The sequence below is a fragment of the Pseudomonas sp. DTU_2021_1001937_2_SI_NGA_ILE_001 genome (genome assembly GCF_032463525.1).
Taxonomy (GTDB): domain Bacteria; phylum Pseudomonadota; class Gammaproteobacteria; order Pseudomonadales; family Pseudomonadaceae; genus Aquipseudomonas.
In genome coordinates this window covers 4,610,227-4,625,401 of record NZ_CP135971.1, presented here as the reverse complement: position 1 = coordinate 4,625,401, position 15,175 = coordinate 4,610,227, and the positions used below count along the sequence as shown (strand labels likewise).

The 15,175-nt window shown below is 65.0% G+C and carries 14 protein-coding genes; 9 read left to right on the top strand and 5 right to left on the bottom strand.

Annotated features, from left to right (window positions below):
- Positions 1-423 precede the first annotated feature (423 nt).
- From RRX38_RS20115 to pgi, 5 genes are all read left to right on the top strand, one after another.
- Complete coding sequence (locus tag RRX38_RS20115) at positions 424-1,827, top strand: polynucleotide adenylyltransferase PcnB (RefSeq protein WP_315960409.1); 1,404 nt, start codon at positions 424-426, stop codon at positions 1,825-1,827.
- On the top strand, positions 1,820-2,308 hold the full coding sequence (gene folK / locus RRX38_RS20110; protein ID WP_315960408.1) for a 2-amino-4-hydroxy-6-hydroxymethyldihydropteridine diphosphokinase: 489 nt from the start codon (positions 1,820-1,822) through the stop codon (positions 2,306-2,308). The genes RRX38_RS20115 and folK overlap by 8 nt, the downstream gene beginning before the upstream one ends.
- A gap of 211 nt (positions 2,309-2,519) precedes the next feature.
- Positions 2,520-3,320, top strand: coding sequence for a 3-methyl-2-oxobutanoate hydroxymethyltransferase (gene panB, locus RRX38_RS20105; protein ID WP_295476364.1), 801 nt, complete (start codon positions 2,520-2,522; stop codon positions 3,318-3,320).
- Positions 3,317-4,165 carry a pantoate--beta-alanine ligase gene (gene panC / locus RRX38_RS20100; protein WP_295476365.1) on the top strand — a complete coding sequence of 283 codons (849 nt, stop codon included), beginning with the start codon at positions 3,317-3,319 and terminating at the stop codon, positions 4,163-4,165. Before panB ends, panC begins: the two co-directional genes overlap by 4 nt.
- A gap of 230 nt (positions 4,166-4,395) precedes the next feature.
- A complete protein-coding gene (gene pgi / locus RRX38_RS20095; RefSeq protein WP_295476367.1) occupies positions 4,396-6,060 on the top strand; it encodes a glucose-6-phosphate isomerase in 1,665 nt (554 codons plus the stop codon).
- A gap of 82 nt (positions 6,061-6,142) precedes the next feature.
- Here the strand turns inward: pgi and RRX38_RS20090 are convergent, their stop codons facing one another.
- Both RRX38_RS20090 and yedA read right to left on the bottom strand, forming a co-directional pair.
- Entirely contained in the window at positions 6,143-7,474 is a 1,332-nt protein-coding gene (locus RRX38_RS20090; RefSeq protein ID WP_315960407.1) for a DEAD/DEAH box helicase, read from the bottom strand.
- A 64-nt stretch (positions 7,475-7,538) separates the two neighbouring features.
- Positions 7,539-8,441, bottom strand: coding sequence for a drug/metabolite exporter YedA (gene yedA, locus RRX38_RS20085; RefSeq protein ID WP_315960406.1), 903 nt, complete (start codon positions 8,439-8,441; stop codon positions 7,539-7,541).
- A gap of 167 nt (positions 8,442-8,608) precedes the next feature.
- Between yedA and RRX38_RS20080 the strand changes: the two genes are divergently transcribed.
- Positions 8,609-9,103, top strand: coding sequence for an Lrp/AsnC family transcriptional regulator (locus RRX38_RS20080; RefSeq protein ID WP_315960405.1), 495 nt, complete (start codon positions 8,609-8,611; stop codon positions 9,101-9,103).
- Here RRX38_RS20080 and RRX38_RS20075 read toward each other — a convergent pair.
- The 3 genes from RRX38_RS20075 to RRX38_RS20065 all read right to left on the bottom strand — a co-directional run bounded on the left by RRX38_RS20075 (position 9,081) and on the right by RRX38_RS20065 (position 10,963).
- Complete coding sequence (locus RRX38_RS20075) at positions 9,081-9,692, bottom strand: 3'-5' exonuclease (RefSeq protein WP_315960404.1); 612 nt, start codon at positions 9,690-9,692, stop codon at positions 9,081-9,083. The genes RRX38_RS20080 and RRX38_RS20075 overlap by 23 nt on opposite strands.
- Positions 9,693-9,707: 15 nt before the next feature.
- Positions 9,708-10,187 (bottom strand): NYN domain-containing protein, encoded by a 480-nt coding sequence (locus RRX38_RS20070; protein WP_295476376.1) that lies wholly within the window; start codon positions 10,185-10,187, stop codon positions 9,708-9,710.
- A 77-nt stretch (positions 10,188-10,264) separates the two neighbouring features.
- Positions 10,265-10,963 (bottom strand): DUF2076 domain-containing protein, encoded by a 699-nt coding sequence (locus tag RRX38_RS20065; RefSeq protein WP_295476377.1) that lies wholly within the window; start codon positions 10,961-10,963, stop codon positions 10,265-10,267.
- Between the two features lie 179 nt (positions 10,964-11,142).
- Here RRX38_RS20065 and RRX38_RS20060 point away from each other — a divergent pair, with 179 nt between their 5' ends.
- The 3 genes from RRX38_RS20060 to RRX38_RS20050 all read left to right on the top strand — a co-directional run bounded on the left by RRX38_RS20060 (position 11,143) and on the right by RRX38_RS20050 (position 15,097).
- Entirely contained in the window at positions 11,143-11,805 is a 663-nt protein-coding gene (locus RRX38_RS20060) for a YciC family protein (protein WP_315962714.1), read from the top strand.
- A 45-nt stretch (positions 11,806-11,850) separates the two neighbouring features.
- Complete coding sequence (locus RRX38_RS20055) at positions 11,851-12,942, top strand: endonuclease/exonuclease/phosphatase family protein (RefSeq protein WP_315960403.1); 1,092 nt, start codon at positions 11,851-11,853, stop codon at positions 12,940-12,942.
- A gap of 199 nt (positions 12,943-13,141) precedes the next feature.
- The gene (locus RRX38_RS20050) at positions 13,142-15,097 is read left to right on the top strand and encodes a TonB-dependent receptor (RefSeq protein WP_295476649.1); all 1,956 of its coding nucleotides are present in this window, start codon (positions 13,142-13,144) and stop codon (positions 15,095-15,097) included.
- Positions 15,098-15,175: the final 78 nt, after the last annotated feature.

Genomic DNA, 15,175 nt, shown 5'->3' with positions numbered 1-15,175 from the left:
AACAACAAAAAACTACCTCAAGGTAGCGCCTGAACTGGTTGGATCACCGATCATCGCAATACAGCGTCCAAAGCAATCCGTTTGCTCTTCACTCTCGATTTGAGAGGTTTCGCAGGCAAAGACCGGCGAACGGGCACTCAACAAAAACAAGAAGCCCGAAACGACAATAAAAATAAAGAGCACACACTTTGGGGGAGCTTCGGCTCCCCTAGTAGCTTCTACCACCCGGCAGCCCCCGCCCGCCAGGCTTCTGCAAGCACGCCGTTCTGCGCACAGAGCCCCCGCACAGCCCCATCTCCAGACCTGCCTAGCCTCGCCGATCGACGGCTTCCTACACCATCGCCCGATCAAATGCTAGAATCCCCGCCCATCGTGCGGCCATTCTCCATTTTTGGTCGAATATTCCTTCAAACAGTGCATCCCATGCTGAAGAAGCTGTTCCAGTCATTTCGCTCTCCACTGCGCACCCCACGGCAACACACGCGCTCTACGCCCGTCGTGCTCAATAGCAACCAGCATTCGCTACAGCGCTCGCAATTCAGCCGCCATGCGGTGAGCATCGTCGAGCGATTGCAGAACGCCGGTTACCAGGCCTACCTGGTGGGCGGCTGTGTCCGCGACCTGATGCTGCAGCTCGATCCCAAGGACTTCGACGTCGCCACCAGCGCCACACCCGAGCAGATCCGCGCCGAGTTCCGCAACGCCCGAATCATCGGCCGGCGGTTCAAGCTGGTACATATCCATTTCGGACGGGAAATCATCGAAGTGGCGACCTTCCGCGCCAATCACCCGGAAGAAGAGGACGACGAAGACACCAACCAGTCTTCGCGCAACTCCAGCGGTCGCATCCTGCGCGACAACGTCTACGGCACGCTGGAAGACGACGCCCAGCGCCGCGACTTCACCATCAACGCGCTGTATTACGACCCGGTCACCGAACGCATCCTCGACTACGCCAACGGCGTACACGACATCCGCAATCGCCTGATCCGCCTGATCGGCGACCCGGAGCAGCGCTACAAGGAAGACCCGGTGCGCATGCTGCGTGCGGTGCGCTTCGCCGCCAAGCTGAACTTCGGCATCGAGAAGCACAGCATGCTGCCGATCCGTCCGCTGGCGCCGATGCTGCGCGACATTCCGGCGGCACGGCTGTTCGAAGAGTCGCTGAAGCTGTTCCTGTCCGGGCACGGCGAGATCACCTTCGAAATGCTCGTCGACCTGGAGCTGTTCGATCCTTTGTTCCCGGCTACCGCCAAGGCCCTGGAACACAACCCGACCTACACCCACACACTGGTCAGCCAGGCGTTGGCCAATACCGACCTGCGCGTGCGCCAGGACAAGCCGGTCACCCCGGCCTTCATGTTCGCCGCGCTGCTCTGGCCAGCCCTGCCGCACCGCGTGCTGCGCCTGCAGGAGCGTGGCGTTCCGCCGATCACCGCCATGCAGGACGCTGCCCATGACCTGATCATGGAACAGTGCCGCAGCATCGCGATTCCCAAACGCTTCACCCTGCCGATCCGGGAAATCTGGGACATGCAGGAGCGCCTGCCGCGCCGCTCGGGCAAACGCGCCGACCAGTTGCTCGATCACCCGCGCTTCCGCGCCGCCTATGACTTCCTGCTGTTGCGCGAGAGCGCCGGCGAGCAGACCGACGGCCTGGGCCAATGGTGGACCGACTATCAGGACGCCAACGAAAGCGAACGCCGCGACATGATCCGCGAGCTGGGCAGCAAGGCCGACGACACTGGCAGCGGTCCGCGCAAGCGTCGGCGAAGCGGTGGCAAGCGCAAGCGCGCCGGGGCCGACACCGGCGGCTACGATGACTGAACGGGCCTACATCGGCCTGGGCAGTAACCTGGCAGACCCTGCCGCCCAACTGCATGCGGCCCTGGAAGCCATGGCCGCACTGCCCGGCAGCCAGCTGGCCGGCGTCTCGCCGTTCTATGTGAGCGATTCGCTGCTACCCGGCCAGCCCCGCTACACCAACGCCGTGGCGGCGCTGGACACCGATCTCGCCCCGCTGGCGCTGCTCGACGCCCTGCAGGCCATCGAGCTGGACCAGGGCCGTGAACGCCTGGAGCGCTGGGGCCCACGGACCCTGGACCTGGACATTCTGCTGTTCGGCAGCCAGGCCATCGACGTGCCACGCCTGCAAGTGCCGCACTACCACATGCACGCCAGGGCCTTCGTGCTCTACCCGCTGGCCGACCTTGCGCCCGACCTGCAACTGCCGGACGGACGTCTGCTCAGCCAGATGCTGGGCGATTGCCCATTCGTCGGCCTGGAACGTCTGCCCGCTCCCGAGTGAGCCACCCCGCCCCTGCGTTACCGGTCGTCCGTGACCGGTAACACCTGCATTTGACTTCAAGTCCGCGCCTCACGAAGATAGGCCTCCCGCCGCCAACCCCTTGGTGAATGGGCGCAAGACAGGCCTTTGCAAAACACCGCGGTACGACGGTGTGCCTGCTTTCCAGGATGAATCTGTAGTATTCACAGCGCCTGGTGATGGAGGAAATTACATGCCGGTTACAACCGTTACGTCGCTGCAGGCTCTCAAGCAGAAGGGCGAAAAAATCACCATGCTGACCTGCTACGACGCGACGTTCGCCCACACTGCCAGTGGCGCAGGCGTCGAAGTGCTGCTGGTCGGCGACTCGCTGGGCATGGTCCTGCAGGGCCATGACAGCACCCTGCCAGTCACTGTCGAGGACATGGCCTACCACGTCGCCTGCGTGCGCCGCGGCAACCAGGGCTCGCTGATCCTCGCCGACCTGCCGTTCATGGCCAATGCCAGCCTCGAACAGACCCTGCTCAACAGCGCCGCACTGATGCGTGCCGGTGCGCACATGGTCAAGGTCGAAGGCGCGGCCTGGCTGGCCGATTCCATTCGTCAGCTGACCGACCGCGGCATTCCGGTGTGCGCGCACCTCGGCCTGACCCCGCAGACCGTCAACGTGATGGGCGGCTACAAGGTCCAGGGCCGCCTGGAAGCCCAGGCCCGCCAGCTGCGCGCCGATGCCATTGCGCTGGAGCAGGCCGGTGCGGCGATGATCCTGCTCGAATGCGTGCCCACCGACCTGGCCGAGGAAATCACCCATGCGGTGAAAATCCCGGTGATCGGGATCGGCGCCGGCAGCGCCACCGATGGCCAGGTGCTGGTCCTGCACGACATGCTCGGGCTGTCGATCACCGGTCGGGTGGCGCGTTTCGTGAAGAATTTCATGATCGGTCAGCCCGACATCCCGTCGGCCATCCAGGCCTACGTCGCGGCCGTCAAAGACGTCAGTTTCCCAGCCCCAGAACACGGATTCCAGGCATGAACACCGTCAACAGCGTCCAGGCCCTGCGTGCGGCCGTCGCCGAGGCGCGCCGCGCCGGCAAGCGTATCGGCCTGGTGCCGACCATGGGCAACCTGCACAGCGGCCACATTCAACTGGTGACCCGCGCCGCCGAGCACGCCGACTTCATCGTCGCGACCATCTTCGTCAACCCGCTGCAGTTCGGCGCCAACGAAGACCTGGCCAGCTACCCGCGCACCCTCACCGCCGACCAGGAAAAGCTCCAGCAGGCCGGCTGCCATCTGCTGTTCACCCCCACGGTCGAGGAAATGTACCCCAACGGCATGGGCGAGCAGACCCGGGTCAGCGTGCCGGGCGTTTCAGAAGGTCTGTGCGGCTCCAGCCGCCCCGGGCATTTCGAAGGCGTGGCCACGGTGGTCAGCAAGCTGTTCAACATGGCCCAGCCAGACGTCGCGGTGTTCGGCGAGAAGGACTTCCAGCAGCTGGCGGTGATCCGCGCCATGGTCCGCGACCTGAACATGCCTATCCAGATCATCGGCGAGCCCACGGTGCGCGCCGCCGACGGCCTGGCGCTGTCGTCGCGCAACGGCTACCTGAGCGACGAGCAGCGTGCCGTCGCTCCGGCCCTGTACCGCGAGCTGCAGCGTGTCGCCGCAGCCCTGCAGGGCGGTGACAACGCCTTCGAGCCGTTGCTGAACGAAAGCGCTCGCCAGCTTGAAAGCGCCGGCTTGCGGGTGGATTATCTGGAGGTTCGCGAAGCGACCAGTCTGCGTCCGGCCACGGCCGACGACCGTGACCTGGTGGTGATCGCTGCGGCATTCCTGGGCAAGACCCGATTGATCGACAACCTGCACCTCAAGCGCTGACGGCGGCCAGGCCGCTTGGCAATGAACTAAGCTGGTGCGACAGTGCCTATTCCTACAGATCCAACGTGGTCTGCATGACACCCTGGAGTGAATGCCCGGACATCGATGCGCACGACCCTGACGAGCCTGGGCCCCGAAGGCGCCTGGCAGTTCACCGCAGCACAACCTGCCGCCGAACAGGCGGCGTCGAAATGTCCACAGGCAGTTAAAGTTAAAGGAAACCCCAAGCGATGGCGTACTACCGCAATCCTTCCGATGTGACCGCTCTGCCCGCCTGGCAGGCATTGAGCGAACACCGCCAGGCCATGCAGGACTTCAGCATGCGCGAGGCGTTCGCTGCCGACCCGCAGCGTTTCAACCAGTTCACCCTCAGCAGCTGCGGCCTGTTCCTCGACTATTCCAAGAACCTGATCACCACCGAAACCCGCGACCTGCTGGTACGCCTGGCCAAGGACGTCGGCCTCAAGGAAGCGATCAAGGCCCAGTACGATGGCGAGACCATCAACGCGTCGGAAGGCCGCCCGGCACTGCACACCGCCCTGCGTCGCCCGGTAGGCGACAAGCTGCTGGTCAACGGCACCAACATCATGCCGGAAGTGCACCGGGTGCTGAGCCAGATGACCGAGCTGGTCGGGCGCATCCACGACGGCCTGTGGCGTGGCTATACCGAAAAGCCCATCACCGACGTGGTCAACATCGGCATCGGCGGCTCCTACCTGGGCCCCGAACTGGTCTCCGAAGCCCTGCTGGCCTACACCCACAAGGGCGTACGCTGCCATTACCTGGCCAATATCGACGGCAGCGAGTTCCACGAGCTGTCGATGAACATCCGCGCCGAGACCACACTGTTCATCGTCTCGTCGAAGTCCTTCAGCACCCTGGAAACCCTGAAAAACGCCCAGGCCGCACGTGCCTGGTACCTGGCTCAGGGTGGGTCGGAAGCCGAGCTGCATCGTCACTTCATCGCCGTGTCGAGCAACAATGCCGCTGCCGTGGCCTTCGGTATCCGTGAAGAAAACATTTTCCCGATGTGGGACTGGGTCGGCGGCCGTTATTCGCTGTGGTCGGCCATCGGCCTGCCGATCGCCCTGGCCATCGGCATGTCCAACTTCAAGGAACTGCTGTCCGGCGCCTACACCATGGACCAGCATTTCCAGAGCGCGCCGTTCGAACAGAACATGCCGGTGCTGCTGGGCCTGCTGGGCGTGTGGTACGGCAACTTCTGGGGCGCGCAGAGCCACGCGATCCTGCCGTACGACCACTACCTGCGTAACATCACCAAGCACCTGCAACAGCTGGACATGGAGTCCAACGGCAAGAGCGTGCGCCAGGACGGCACGCCGGTGTCCACCGACACTGGCCCGGTCATCTGGGGTGGCGTGGGCTGTAACGGCCAGCACGCGTATCACCAGTTGCTGCACCAGGGCTCGCAGCTGATCCCGGCCGACTTCATCGTGCCGATCGTCAGCTTCAACCCGGTAGCCGACCATCACCAGTGGCTGTACGCCAACTGCCTGTCGCAGAGCCAGGCACTGATGCTCGGCAAGACCCGCGCCGAGGCCGAGGCCGAACTGCGCGACAAGGGTCTGCCGGAAGACCAGGTGCAGCGCCTGGCGCCGCACAAGGTGATCCCGGGCAACCGGCCGAGCAACACCTTGGTGGTCGAGCGCATCAGCCCACGCCGCCTGGGCGCGCTGGTGGCGATGTACGAGCACAAGGTGTTCGTGCAGAGCGTGATCTGGGGCATCAATGCCTTCGACCAATGGGGCGTGGAACTGGGCAAGGAGCTGGGCAAGGGTGTCTACCAGCGCCTGACCGGCGGCAACGAAGAGCCGGCCGAAGACGCCTCGACCCAAGGCCTGATCAACTACTTCCGCGGTCGTCACCGCGGCTGATCGGTACGGGCCTCACGCCCACCGGGCGCGGCCTTTCCCCTCGGGCCAAACAAGAAGGCCGGGTATCACACCCGGCCTTTTTTCATGGCTTGCGTTTACGCGGTCCGGTATTGAAAGCCGGGACCTTGCGCACGGGCTTGACGCTCGGTGCTGGCGCATCGAAGTCACCGCTGTCGATCCACTTGCCCAGGTTGCCCTTGGCGCCGGTGGTCTTGGGTTTCTTCGGCTTCTTGGGTTTCTTCAGGATCTGCCCGCTGGCATCGGTGGCCGGCACCCGGTGGTCGGGCTCGAAGTCCGGCTCTTCCTTGCGCTGCAGCACCTGGCGGATCAGCACCTCGATGGCCGCCAGCTGTTCCACTTCATCGGCACACACCAGCGAAATCGCCTCGCCAGTCTGCCCGGCGCGTCCGGTGCGGCCGATGCGATGCACGTAGTCCTCGGCAACGATCGGCAGGTCGAGGTTGACGACGGTTGGCAGGTCGTCGATATCCAGGCCACGCGCTGCCACATCAGTGGCCACCAGCACCTGGATGTCTCCGGTCTTGAAACTGTCCAGCGCGCGCTGGCGGGTGGCCTGCGGGCGATCGCCATGGATGCCGTCGGCCTTGATGCCCAGGCCCTGCAGACGCTCGGCCAACTGGTCGACGCCGACCTTGGTCTTGGCGAACACCAGCACTTGGCCCCAGCGCAGCTTTTTCAGCAGGTGGATGAACAGCTCGGTCTTGCGCTTCTTGTCCACCGGCACCACCCACTGCTTGACCGTGGTGGCCGCGGCGTTACGCGGGCTGACCTCGATGCTCAGCGGGTTGTCGAGCATCTGCCCGGCCAGCAGGCGGATGGGGTCGGAGAAGGTCGCCGAGAACAACAGGGTCTGGCGGCGTTTCGGCAGGGCCGCATAGAGCCCCCGCAACTCTTCGGCAAAGCCCAGGTCGAGCATGCGATCGGCTTCGTCGAGCACCAGGATCTGTACCTGGTTGAATTTCACTGCGTTCTGGCGATGCAGGTCGAGCAGGCGGCCCGGGGTGGCGACCAGCACGTCGACGCCACGGCGCAGGCGCATCATCTGCGGGTTGATGCTCACCCCGCCATACACCGCGTAGGTGCTCAGTGGCAGGTGCTCGGCGTACTGGCGAAAGCTCTCATGGACCTGCTCGGCCAGTTCGCGGGTTGGCGCCAGCACCAGGGCGCGCACCGAGTTGGCGGCCACCTTGGGGCCCTCCATGGTCAGGCGCTGCAGCAGCGGCAAGGCGAAACCGGCGGTCTTGCCGGTGCCGGTCTGCGCCGCGGCCATCAGGTCGCGGCCGTCCAACACGGCGGGGATCGCCTTGGCCTGCACCGGCGTCGGCGTCTGGTAGTCCAGCGCTTCGAGGGCGCGCAGCAGGGGTTCGATCAGACCGAGGGAAGCGAAAGTCATGGGGGTACCGTTGGTAATGATTCAGCGCAAGGCGCGCAGTTTACCCTGTCCCCCCGCCCTTGGGTTAGGCCGCCGACTCCCTGACCACCGGGCGCCGCCACTGGGGCAGGCCAATGAGGATCACCGCGCTGATGATCACCAGCATCGCCAGGGTCTCTTCCGCACCAATACGCTCACCGGCGAAGAGCATGCCGAGCACCACTGCCACCACCGGATTGACGTAGGCGTAGCTGGTGGCCGCTGCCGGGCGCACATGCTTGAGCAGGTACAGGTAGGCACTGAATGCGACGATCGAGCCGAACACCACCAGGTACGCCAACGCCGCCCAACCCGCAGCGCTGGGCATCTGCTCCAGGCGCTCGCCACTGATCTGGCTGCCCAGCAGCAACATGGCGCCGGCGACGAGCATCTGCGCGGCACTGGCCATCGGGCCGTCCGGCAGTGACAGGCGTCGGCTCCATACCGACCCGAAGGCCCAGGACGCCGCCGCGAAGATCAGCAACGCCGCGCCCAATGGGCTGGCCTGCAGGTTGGAGCCCAGATTGAGCAGGCCGATACCGGTCATGCCCAGGGCGATGCCGGCCCATTCCAGACGCGTGGTGCGGTTGCCCAGCAGCAGGCTGAACAACAGCGTGAACAGCGGCACGGTGGCCACCGCCAGGGCAGCAACGCCCGACGAGACATCGGCGTGCTCGGCCAGGGTCACCCCGCCATTGCCGCAGGCCAGCAGCAAAAAGCCGATCAGCGTACTGGCCTTCCATTGCTCGCGGGTCGGCGTGGGCACCCCGCGCCAGCGCAGAAAGCCGTACATCAGCAGACCGGCAATCAGGAAGCGCACCCCGGCCATCATCATCGGCGGCCAGGAAGCCACGCCAATGCGGATCATCAGGTAGGTGGAGCCCCAGATCAGGTAGAGGGCCAGGAAGGCGCCGATCAGCACCAGGGGAACGCGACGTGAATCAGACATGGCAGGCACGCATCCTTTCATAAGGTTCAGCCATTCTAAGAAGGCATGCGCCGAACAATAAGCCAGAAAAGCTGTTTAAATACGCCACCGACCTATGATTCAACGGTAATCATCAGGTCTTGCCTTGCATTCGAAAAGCAACTCTTTAGCCTTGCGGGAGCACCGTCTTGGAACTGGACAAATACGATCGCATGCTGCTCGGCGCGCTGCTGGAAAATGGCCGCGCCTCCTTCGCGCAACTGGCCCGCCAGGTCAACCTGTCAGCCCCCGCCGTGGCCGAGCGGGTGGCCAAGCTGGAGGCCAGCGGTGTCATCACCGGTTATGAAGCCAAGGTCAACCTGGCGAAGGTCGGGCTGCCCATCCAGTGCATCATCGAACTGCGCCTGGGTAGCCATGGTAACCAGAATGCCCAGCAGGAACTCTACAAACTGCCCGAGCTGATCCAGTGCCACCGCGTAACGGGCGACCCCTGCGTGATCATGCGCGCTGCAGTGGGCTCCATGGAGCATCTGGAAGACCTGCTCGACCGCATCACCCGCTACGGTTTCAGCAAGACCTCGATGGTGCTCTCCACCCCGGTGGATCGGCGCCTGCCGGCCGGCCACCTGGGCATCGGCGTACGCCTGGACAAAGCCCCGGTCAAAGGCCGCGCTGACGCCTGAGGGTTTCCAGAATCCGCGCCGCCGGGACCTTCTGCAGGCTGCACAACCATTGGTGGGAGATCTGGGTGATGCCGTGGGTATCGCGCAACTGCGCAGTCATGTAGCCCAGCAGGTTGGCGGCCATCTCTGCGTCAGCCATGGCCCGGTGAGCCTGGCCGGTGTCGGGCAGCCGGGCGTAGCGGGTCAGGGTGCCGAGCTTGTGGTTGGGTGCCTGGGGCAACAGCCGCCGGGCCAGCAGCAAGGAGCAGGCAAAGGATTGCTCGCGGGTGCGCTGCAGCCGTGCCAGCTCGAAGTCCCAGAACTTCTGGTCGAACGAGGCGTTGTGCGCCACCAGTGGCGTACGCCCGACGAAATCCGCTACCTCGCCCATCACTTCATCGGCGCTGGGCGCGCTGCGAATCATCGCGTTGCTGATGCCGGTCAATGCCTCGATGAACGGCGGAATGCGCACCCCGGCGTTCATCAGGCTCTGGTAGCGGTCGACGATGCGTCCGTCCTCGAGGATCACCACTGCCACTTCCGTGGCCCGGCAACCGGGGCCGGGGGCGATGCCAGTGGTTTCGAAGTCGATGACGGCAACAGGTTCCAAAGGTCGTTCCTCGTATCAGTTCTTGAGCAGCAGCGCGCCTTCAATGGGCACGTAGCGGCTGGCGGCGCGAATCAGCGAGTTCGCGGTCAGGCCTGGCACGCCATAGGCCACGGCCTCCACGCCATAGCGTTGGATGATGCGCTCGAGCAGCAGATCGAAGTCGCCGTCGCCGGAAGCCAGCACCACCTCGTCGACCTGGGGCGCGAATTCCATCACATCCAGGGTGATGCCCACGTCCCAGTCACCTTTGGCCGAGCCGTCGCTGCGCTGGATGTAGGGCTTGAGGCGCACGGTGAAGCCCAGGTTGCGCAGGATCTGCTGAAACTGCTGCTGGCGGGCGTCACCGCGGTCGATGGCGTAGGCGAAGGCCTGCACGATGGTGCCGCGCTGGCTGACCTCGGCCCACAAGGCACCGTAGTTGAAATGACAACCGTGCGCTTGGCGCACGGTGTAGTAAAGGTTCTGCACATCGGCGAACACTGCGATCTTTCTCACCGCGCCTCCCCTGCGCTGCTGGCAGCGCGCAGTATGCCACTTCCATGCGGCCGCCGCGCAGCGCAGAGCCGCGGGCGTCAGACGAAACTGTCGTCGTCGTCGAAAAAGCCGCCATCGCCGGCGCTGTAATCCTGGTCACGGGCCGACCAGTCATCGGCCTGCAGGCCCTGGTCACGCCCGCCCCAGTCATCCGACTGCAGGCCCTGGGTCGGCGAATCGTGAATGACTTCGACGATTTCCTGCGGCGCACTGTGATGGCCAAACAGGCTGCTGATGCCTTGCGCCAGCATCACCCCGCCCGCCACACCGGCAGCGGTCTGCAAGGCCCCACCCAGAAAGCCGCTGCCCTTGGGCGCGGCGGCTGGAGCCGGCGCCGGCTGCGCGGCAGGCGCAGCGTAGCCGGGGTCGCGCCAGCCACCGCCAGAAGAAGCCGGTGCGGGTGCCGGTGCAGGCGCTGGTCGCGAAGCGCCACCACCGAACAGCCCGGACAAAAAGCCGCCGCCCGACGAAGGCGCACTGCCACTGCGGGCCTGTTGCAGTTCGGCCTGCAGTTGGCGAATCTGCTCGTCACGTTCACGCAGTTGCTGGTTGAGCTGATTGACCGCCGCCTCCTGCACCACGATCGCCTGCGCCATGTAGTAAGGCGCGGCCGGCTGACGGCGCAGATGGTCGTTGATGTACGCCTCGACCGCAGCATCCCGCACGCCGGATTGCCCCTCGGCGGTCTTCAGCTTGCCGAACAGTTCATCGATCAGGGTTTGCTCTTGGGTGTTCATGGTGACCTCGCACGGATCGTCAGAAGGCCGAACAATGGCCCTGCGAAACAGAATGGGGCTGCTGTGCGGCAGTTCAAGCACATGACGAAAAAGTTAAGAAAGCCCCGTCGAACCCGTGCGCTTGGTTCGTCGCAGGCCATCGGCTACAGTGTCCGCCGACTTTACCCGTGACGACCCTCATGAACCCGCTGAACATCATCCAGGACTCGCTGTACTTCTTCCGCCACAACCTGCTCGCCATCCTGCTGTTGTGCCTGCCGCCGGTCATCCTCGAAGGCGTCGTCAAGCAGGCCGTGCAGGCCAGCGCCCAGGCCCAGGCATCCACCGCCTACGAGCTGATCGTCGGCCTGCTGTTCTACCCGCTGTACAGTGGCGCGCTGATCCTGTTCATGGACGCCCGCACCCGTGGCGAAAACCCGCCCATCACCGAGCTGTGGGGCCAGACCCTGCGCCTGTGGCCGTCCTTCGCCCTGCTGTCGGCGATCAGCACGCTGCTGATCATGTTCGGCCTGTCACTGTTCGTGCTGCCCGGCCTGTGGGTGATGATCAAACTGGCGTTCAGCGAGTACCTGCTGGTACTGCGCCAGCGCACGCCGTTCATGGCCATGCGTGAAAGCATGCTGATGACCACCGGGCACTTCACGCGCATCCTGGTGTGCCTGCTGATCATCTACATTCCCATTTCGCTGTTCGAAGCGGCCGGCATGTACCTGCTGCCGACCCCACAAAGCCCGAGCGTGGAGGTGCTGCTCAACAGCCTGACCAGCTTTCTGCAGCTGTTCATGGGCGTGACCCTGTTCCGCCTGTTCATGCTGATCGAGCAGGAGCGCCCTGCCGGCTGATTGGGCTATGCTGCGGGCATCCCGTTCAGGAATCCTGACCGTCCGATGAACCGCCTGCTGCCACGCCTGATCCTGTTCATCCTGCTGCTGGCCGCCGCCCTCTGGGGGGCACTGTATCAATCGACCTGGCGGCCCGCCGACCGTGAAGCGGTCGAGCCCCTGTGCAGCACCACCGACCGCCCCGCCCTGCTGAAGCCCGGCCAGGCCGTGAAGGTGATGACCTGGAATGTCCAGTACCTGGCCGGCAAGCGCTACGTGTTCTGGTACGAGCGCCTCGATGGCAGCGGCCCGGACGAACGCCCGAGCGCCGAGGACCTGGCCTTCAACCTCGATGAAGTGGTGCGGGTGATCCGCGACGAACAGCCCGATCTGGTACTGCTCCAGGAACTCGGCGACGGCGCCCGCGACACCGGTTACCAGAACCAGCTGGCCCTGCTTCAGGAACGCCTGGCCGACCTCTACCCGTGCAGCACCCAGGCGTTCAACTGGAAGGCCGAATTCGTGCCCCACCCGCGTATCTGGGGCAGCGTCGGCCTCAAGCTGGCGACCCTGAGCCGTTACCGCATCGACAGTGCCGAGCGCCTGCAACTTCCCCTGCACCCAAGCACCCCCCTGGTGCGCCTGTTCCAGCCCAGGCCGGCGCTGCTGGTCAGCTACCTGCCACTGCAAGGCGGCGGACGTCTGGCATTGATCAATACCCAGCAATACACCCCGGAGCCAGACCCCGAGACGCTGCGCCAGCAGACCGCAGCCACCGCCGCCCTGCTCGACCGCCTGGAGCGCAGTGGCACGCCCTGGCTGATCGGCGGCGACTTCAGCCTGTTGCCGCTGGGCCAGTACCCGCGCCTGGACGAGCAACAGCGCGTCGGCTATCTGCCCGACAGCCCGCTGCACCTGCTCTGGGACAAATACCCGATGATCCCCTCCAATGCCGAAGCCGGTGGTATCGAACGCAGCCTGTGGCTGACCTACTGGCCCAACGACCCGCAGATCAGCGGGCCCGACCGCACCCTCGACTACCTGATCCACAGCCCGTCTCTGCGCCGCCTGGAGGCCGGGGTGCGCCAGGGCGATACCTTGCAGATTTCCGACCATCTGCCGCTGCTGGCACGCCTGCAACTGCCTGCACATCCTTGATACCCCGCCGGCACGCGCCCCTCCCGCCTGGAGCGCGGGCGAGCGCGTGGGAAATTTATCCTGGCGACGACATTGTTATGTTGTAACATTGCATTTCCAATTGTAAGGAAAGCTTTCAATGTTCACGCGCGTCTTCCCTGCCCTCTCGTCCCTGACGGTCGCCCTGCTGGCCGCCCAGCCGGCGCTCGCCGATCAGACGATGACCCTCGAGCCACAGATCATTACCGCCAACCCGCTCGGTGCCGACGCGCTGGCCTCCCCCACCAGCGTGGTGGAGGGCGATGACCTGACCCTGCGCCAGGCGGCGCAGCTGGGCGAAACCCTGAACGGCCTGCCCGGTGTGTCGTCCACCTACTTCGGCCCGGTGGCCAGTCGCCCGGTGATCCGCGGCTTCGACGGTGACCGCATTCGCGTGCTGCGCAACGGCGTCGGCGCGCTGGACGCCTCGTCGCTGTCCTACGATCACGCCGTACCCTTCGATGCGGCCAACGCCGAGCGCGTCGAAGTGGTGCGTGGCCCCGCCGCGCTGCTGTATGGCGGCAGCGCGGTGGGCGGCGTGGTGAACACCATCGACAACCGCATTCCTACCGAGCCGGTTGACGGCGTGCACGGCGGCGGTGAGCTGCGTTACGGCGGCGCCGACACCACGCGCAGCAGCGCCGGCAAACTGGAAGCCGGCGACGGCACCTTCGCCCTGCATCTGGACGCCAGTTCCCGCGAGTTCAACGACCTGCGCATCCCCGGCTATGCCCACTCCCGCGACCAGCGCGCCCTCGATGGCGACGACAGCAAACACCGGGTGGCCAACAGCGACGGCCGCCAGGACGGTGGTGCCATCGGCGGTGCCTACCATTGGGATCACGGTTATGTCGGTCTGTCCTACGACGAGTACGACAGCAACTACGGCTCCCCCGCCGAGAAAGACGTGCGCATCGACATGGAGCAGCGTCACGCCGCCATGGCCGCCGAAGTCCGCGACCTGGAAGGGCCGTTCAGCTCGGTGAAACTGAACGTCGGCCACACCCAGTACGAACATCGCGAGATCGAAGACGGTGCCACCGGTACGGTGTTCAAGAACGACGGCTACGAGGCCCGCATCGAAGCCCGCCACCAGCCCATCGGCCCGCTGCAAGGGGTGATCGGTGCCCAGGTGTCCAGCAGCCAGTTCCAGGCCCTGGGCGAAGAAGCCTTCGTGCCCAAGACCGACACCGACAGCGCCGCGCTGTTCGTCCTGGAAGACTGGAAAGCCACCGAGCGCCTCGACCTGTCGCTGGGCGGTCGCCTGGAACATACACGCCTGAGCCCGGACGCCGGCGGCAACGAGCGCTTCGAGGGCGCCGCGGCCAATCACAGCTTCACCGCCGGCAGCCTGTCGTTCGGTGCCATCTACAGCCTGGACAAGGTCTGGTCGCTGGCCAGCACCCTCAGCTACACCGAGCGGGCACCGACCTTCTATGAGCTGTACGCCAATGGCCCGCACGAAGCCACCGGCACCTATGAAGTGGGCGACGCCAACGCCGAGAAGGAAAAGTCCTGGTCCAGCGACCTGGCCCTGCGCTTCGACAATGGCACCCACAAGGGCAGCGTTGGGGTGTTCTACAGCCGTTTCTCCAACTACATCGGTCTGCTGGGCAGCGGGCGCTACCTGAACGATGACGGCGAACAGGTGGCCGCCAGCGACGACGGCGCACTGCCGGAATACCTGTACAGCGGGGTGAAAGCCGATTTCTGGGGTATCGAAGCCCAGGACCACTGGCGTCTGGCGCAAACCCCGTACGGTGAGTTCGCCCTGCAAAGCTCGGCAGACTACACCCGCGCCAGGAACCGCGAAACCGGCGAGCCGCTGCCGCGCATCGCGCCGCTGCGCCTGAACACCGCGCTGTTGTGGACCTACCAGAAATGGCAGGCCAGCCTCGGCGCGGAACACGCCAGTGCCCAGCACCGGGTGCCGGAAGCCGAGACCAGCACCGATGGCTACACCACCCTCAATGCCAGCCTCGGTTACCACTTCGATATCGGGCAGAGCCAGTGGCTGGCCTTCCTTAAGGGCGACAACCTGAACAACCAGACCATCCGCTACGCCAGTTCGATCCTGCGTGACGAAGTACCGGCCGCCGGACGCAGCGTACAGGCGGGGGTCAAGATGACGTTCTGATCGCTTGCCGCGTGGCCGATGTATGGCGGGTTTCGCAAGGATCTGTATCTACCGGCAGCCTGTCGCCACAGGTAGGTT

Excerpts from the sequence above, each read along its gene's own strand:
- RRX38_RS20060 (WP_315962714.1), top strand. The coding sequence starts at position 11,143 with ATGAACCCGCTGAACATCATCCAGGACTCGCTGTACTTCTTCCGCCAC.
- folK (WP_315960408.1), top strand. The coding sequence starts at position 1,820 with ATGACTGAACGGGCCTACATCGGCCTGGGCAGTAACCTGGCAGACCCT.
- RRX38_RS20050 (WP_295476649.1), top strand. The coding sequence starts at position 13,142 with ATGACCCTCGAGCCACAGATCATTACCGCCAACCCGCTCGGTGCCGAC.
- yedA (WP_315960406.1), bottom strand. The coding sequence starts at position 8,441 with ATGTCTGATTCACGTCGCGTTCCCCTGGTGCTGATCGGCGCCTTCCTG.
- RRX38_RS20055 (WP_315960403.1), top strand. The coding sequence starts at position 11,851 with ATGAACCGCCTGCTGCCACGCCTGATCCTGTTCATCCTGCTGCTGGCC.
- RRX38_RS20065 (WP_295476377.1), bottom strand. The coding sequence starts at position 10,963 with ATGAACACCCAAGAGCAAACCCTGATCGATGAACTGTTCGGCAAGCTG.
- RRX38_RS20115 (WP_315960409.1), top strand. The coding sequence starts at position 424 with ATGCTGAAGAAGCTGTTCCAGTCATTTCGCTCTCCACTGCGCACCCCA.
- RRX38_RS20090 (WP_315960407.1), bottom strand. The coding sequence starts at position 7,474 with ATGACTTTCGCTTCCCTCGGTCTGATCGAACCCCTGCTGCGCGCCCTC.
- pgi (WP_295476367.1), top strand. The coding sequence starts at position 4,396 with ATGGCGTACTACCGCAATCCTTCCGATGTGACCGCTCTGCCCGCCTGG.
- panB (WP_295476364.1), top strand. The coding sequence starts at position 2,520 with ATGCCGGTTACAACCGTTACGTCGCTGCAGGCTCTCAAGCAGAAGGGC.
- panC (WP_295476365.1), top strand. The coding sequence starts at position 3,317 with ATGAACACCGTCAACAGCGTCCAGGCCCTGCGTGCGGCCGTCGCCGAG.